The sequence below is a fragment of the Streptomyces sp. NPDC018026 genome (genome assembly GCF_044327745.1).
Classification (GTDB): Bacteria; Actinomycetota; Actinomycetes; order Streptomycetales; family Streptomycetaceae; genus Streptomyces; species Streptomyces rubrogriseus.
Window position 1 is genome coordinate 1 of record NZ_JBIRFY010000041.1, and the last position, 4,264, is coordinate 4,264.

General features: G+C 70.2%; 1 protein-coding gene. It reads left to right on the top strand.

Annotation, left to right across the window (positions count from 1 at the left end; translation table 11 throughout):
* Positions 1-4,264 (top strand): amino acid adenylation domain-containing protein (locus ACH4D3_RS41120; RefSeq protein WP_398332875.1); only part of this gene is annotated, 4,264 nt, incomplete at both ends.

The following is a 4,264-nucleotide window of genomic DNA, read 5'->3' on the forward strand; positions in this document are numbered from 1 at the left end:
CGTCGCATGTGGCGGCGTTGGGTGCGGCGGCGGTGCTGCCCGGGCGGTCGTTGGTGCTGGGTGGTGAGGCGGCCTCGCCCGCCCTGGTGGCGGAGTTGCTGGCGGCGGCCGGGGACCGGGAAGTGTTCAACCACTACGGCCCCACCGAGACGACGATCGGCGTCGCCACGACGCGTCTTACCGAGGAGGTGGTGGCGTCCGGAGTGGTGCCGGTCGGCACACCCGTGGCCAACACCCGTCTCTACGTCCTGGACAACGCGCTGAACCCGGTCGCGCCGGGCGTGACCGGTGAACTCTATGTCGCTGGGGCCCAGTTGGCGCGTGGTTATGTGGGTCGTGCGGGTCTGACGGCGGAGCGGTTCGTGGCGTGTCCGTTCGGTGGTTCGGCGGGTGAGCGGATGTACCGGACCGGGGACCGGGCGCGGTGGACGGCGGATGGCCGGTTGGTGTTCGCGGGCCGGGCGGACGATCAGGTGAAGATCCGTGGTTTCCGGGTTGAGCCGGGTGAAGTGGCGGCGGTGGTTTCCGGGTGTCCGGCGGTGTCGCAGGCGGTGGTCGTAGCCCGGGAGGATGTCCCGGGTGATACCCGTCTGGTGGCTTATGTCGTGGCGGTTGATGGGGATGCTGATGTGAGTGATCTTGCGGCGGCTGTTGGGGGGTTTGTGGCGGCGCGGTTGCCGGGGCACATGGTGCCTTCCGCGGTGGTGGTTGTGGATGCTGTGCCGTTGACCGGGAGTGGCAAGCTCGACCGGGCTGCTCTGCCGGCTCCCGACCTCGGGTCCGGGGCCGGGGTCGGTGGGAGGGGGCCGGAGACGGCGCAGGAAGAGGCCTTGTGTCTGGCCTTTGCCGAGGTACTGGGCGTGGACAGGATCGGGGTCGACGACGACTTCTTCGCGCTGGGCGGGCACTCTCTGCTGGCGGTCTCGCTGGTGGAGAAGCTGCGGGCGCGCGGCATGTCGGTATCGGTCAAGGCACTGTTCCAGACGCCGACACCGGCAGGGCTCGCCGCAGAGGGGGCCCCGGACAACGTAGTGGTGCCGCCGAACGCCATCCCCGAGGGTGCCATGGAGATCACCCCGGAGATGCTCCCGCTCGTCGAACTCACAGAGGACGAGGTCGGGCGGATCGTCGCGGCTGTGCCGGGGGGCGCGGCCAATGTCGCCGACGTCTACCCGCTGGCCCCGCTCCAGGAAGGCATCTTCTTTCATCACTTGATGGCAGCTCGGGGAAGCAGAGATGTCTACGTCCTGCCGATCGTGCTGGCCTTCGACGACCGGGACCGCGTTGACGCGTTTCTCGGCGCGCTGCAGCAGGTGGTGGACCGGCACGACATCTACCGCACGGCGATCGTCTGGGAGGGGCTGCGAGAACCGGTGCAGGTGGTCGCACGGCACGTCGACCTGCCCGTCGACGAGGTCGTGCTCCACGCGGAGGGCGCCGACCCCGTCGACCAGCTCATGGCGGCCGGCGGAGCATGGATGGAGCTGTCCTCCGCTCCGCTGCTGCGCATGCACATCGCCGCCGAACCCGGCAGCGGGCGCTGGCTGGGCCTGTTGCGCATGCACCAGATGGTCCGCGACCACACCACACAGGAAGGGCTCCTGCAGGAGTTGGGGGCCATTCTGTCGGGGCAGGGCGAGGCGCTGTCCGAGCCGCTGCCGTTCCGTGAGTTCGTGGCGCAGGCCCGGCTCGGTGTGACCCGCGAGGAGCACGAGCGCTACTTCACCGGTCTGCTCGGTGACGTAACGGAGACCACGGCGCCGTACGGGCTACTCGACGTGCACGGTGACGGCGTGACGTCAGAGCGTGCCCAGCTCACCGTCGATGAGGAACTTGCCAGGAGTGTGCGGGAGTCGGCGCGCGCACGCGGTGTCAGTGCGGCGACGCTCTTCCATGCGGCGTGGGCACGGGTCCTCGCCGCTGTCTCCGGTCGGGACGACGTGGTGTTCGGCACCGTCCTGTTCGGGCGGATGAATGCCGGAACGGGAGCCGACCGGGTCCAGGGACCGTTCATCAACACCCTGCCGGTGCGGGTCCGGACCGGCTCCACCGGTGTTGGTGAGGCCATCGACGGGCTCCGGCAGCAGCTCGCCGAACTGCTGGCGCACGAGCATGCGCCGCTCGCTCTCGCGCAGCAGGCGAGCGGGATCGTGGGCACGAGTCCACTGTTCACCTCGCTGTTCAACTACCGACACAACCAGATCGCCGCGCAGGCCGGCGGACAGCGGAAGAGCGTCGGGCTCGACGGCGTCACCGCCCTGCTCACCCGGGAACGTACCAACTACCCGCTCGTCGTGGCGGTCGACGATCTCGGGACCGGGTTCAGGCTCACGGTCGACTCGGTGGCCCCGGTCGATCCGCAGGCGGTGTGTGCGCTGCTGCGGAACGCCACCCGGAATGTGGTGGCCGCACTGGACACCGGCTCGGGCCTCCCGCTGGCCGCCGTGGAGGTTCTCGGCGCCGACGAGCGGAACCGGCTGCTGAACGACGGACACGACACGGGGATCGAGACGCCCGCAGCGACGGTGCCCGAGTTGTTCGAGGCGCAGGTGGTGCGCACGCCGGAGGCGCCGGCGGTGGTTGCCGACGGGTTCTCGGTGTCGTACGGGGAGCTGGAGGTGCGGGCGAACCGGCTGGCGCGGTTGCTGGTTGCGGAGGGTGTGGGTCCGGAGTCGGTGGTCGCGGTGTGCATGGAGCGTGGTGTCGATCTGGTCGTGGCGTTGCTGGGTGTGCTGAAGGCGGGCGGCGCCTACCTGCCGGTCGACCCGGCGTACCCGGCCGAGCGGATGACGTTCATGCTTGAGGACGCGGCGCCTGTCGCGGTCCTCACCACGATGCGGTCCGGCTCGACGCTGCCCCCCGACACCCCGCGGATCACACTGGACGCCCCGACGGTGACCGGCACGCTGGACGCACTGGCGGCCGGCACGCTCCGCCCGGACGAGCGGGTGGCTCCGACTGCCCCCGGACATCCGGCCTACGTCATCTACACCTCGGGCTCGACGGGACGCCCCAAGGGTGTGCTCGTGGAGCATCGCTCGGTGGCAGGCCTGCTGACCTGGGCAGGAGCCACGTTCGGCGCCGACGAGTTGTCCCGGGTGCTCGCCTCGACCTCGTTGAACTTCGACGTGTCGGTGTTCGAAATCTTCGGCCCCCTCGTGTCGGGCGGCAGCGTCGAGGTCGTCCAGGACCTCCTCGCCCTTGCCGAAGAACCACGGACCTTCAGGCCGGTGAGCCTGATCAGCGCCGTGCCCTCCGCGCTCGCACAGGTCCTGGGCGACGAGGCACCGTCGGCACGGCCGCGGACAGTGGTCCTGGCGGGCGAGGCGCTCACCGCCGGCGCGGTGAGCAGCGTCCGGGACGCCTTCCCCGGCGCCAGGATCGCGAACATCTACGGCCCGACCGAGGCGACGGTCTACTCGACGGCCTGGTACGCGAACGGCGACAGCCACGGCACCCCGCCCATCGGCCGGCCGATCTCCAACGCCCGTGTGTACGTTCTGAACGCGCGGATGGAACCGGTCCCCGGCGGGGTCGTGGGGGAGCTCTACATCGCGGGTGGCGGTCTCGCGCGAGGCTACCTGCGGCGTCCGGCGCTCACGGCCGAGCGGTTCGTGGCGCATCCGTTCGGTGCCGCCGGTGAGCGGCTGTACCGGACCGGCGACCTGGTGCGCCGCCGGGCGGATGGGAACCTGGAGTACTCGGGCCGCGCCGACGAGCAGGTGAAGGTCCGCGGCTTCCGCATCGAACTGGGTGAGGTCCAGGCCGCCGTGACCGCGTGTCCATCCGTTGCGCAGGCCGTGGTGGTGGCTCGCGCGGACCGGACCGCCGACCTGCGGCTGGTCGCCTACGTGGTGCCGGTGACCGGCGCCGGTACCGATGAACTCGTTCACGACATACGGCAATTCGTGGGTGATCGGCTTCCGGGGTACATGGTGCCGTCGGGGATCGTGGTTCTGGATGCGTTGCCGTTGTCGGTGAACGGGAAGTTGGATCGTGCGGCGTTGCCTGACCCGGGCTTGGCGGTGGTTGGGGTGGGTGTCGGGCGTGGTCCGGTGACGGTGCGGGAGGAGCTTTTGTGTGCCGTGTTCGCCGAGGTGTTGGGTGTGCCGTCGGTGCGTGTCGAGGACGACTTCTTCGTGTTGGGTGGTCATTCGCTGTTGGCGACTCGGTTGGTGAGCCGGGTGCGGGCGGTGCTGGGTGTGGAGCTGCCGTTGCGGGCGTTGTTCGAGGCGCCGACGGTGGCGGGGTTGGCGGGGCGGTT